The organism is Rubricoccus marinus, assembly GCF_002257665.1.
In the GTDB taxonomy this organism is placed as follows: Bacteria; Bacteroidota; Rhodothermia; order Rhodothermales; family Rubricoccaceae; genus Rubricoccus; species Rubricoccus marinus.
Window position 1 is genome coordinate 1 of sequence record NZ_MQWB01000005.1, and the last position, 355, is coordinate 355.

General features: G+C 74.1%; 2 protein-coding genes. One reads left to right on the forward strand and one right to left on the reverse strand.

The features are described 5' to 3' along the window. A partial coding sequence (locus tag BSZ36_RS19750; RefSeq protein WP_218827728.1) for a MerR family DNA-binding protein occupies positions 1-184 on the reverse strand: 184 nt, incomplete at its 3' end. A 30-nt stretch (positions 185-214) separates the two neighbouring features. Between BSZ36_RS19750 and BSZ36_RS20170 the strand changes: the two genes are divergently transcribed. Continuing rightward, positions 215-355, forward strand: a 141-nt coding sequence (locus BSZ36_RS20170) for a MerR family transcriptional regulator (protein ID WP_483880256.1), incomplete at its 3' end; no start/stop codon positions are given.

Here is a 355-nt window from a genome sequence, read left to right on the forward strand (position 1 = left end):
GGCGGAGCGCGTCGATCTGTGCCGCCTCCTCGGTCAGCCTCTGGCGCTGGCGCTCCAGAAGGGCGACCGGGTCGAAGTCGGGCGCGTCGAGCGCGGCGCCGATCTCCGCCAGAGGCGTCCCGAGGGCGCGGAGCGAGCAGATCTGCTGCACGCGCTCGATCTCCCTCGCACCGACGCCGGGCACCGCCGCTACGGCGCGAGGGAGATCGAGCGCGTGCAGCAGATCTGCTCGCTCCGCGCCCTCGGGACGCCTCTGGCGGAGATCGGCGCCGCGCTCGACGCGCCCGACTTCGACCCGGTCGCCCTTCTGGAGCGCCAGCGCCAGAGGCTGACCGAGGAGGCGGCACAGATCGAC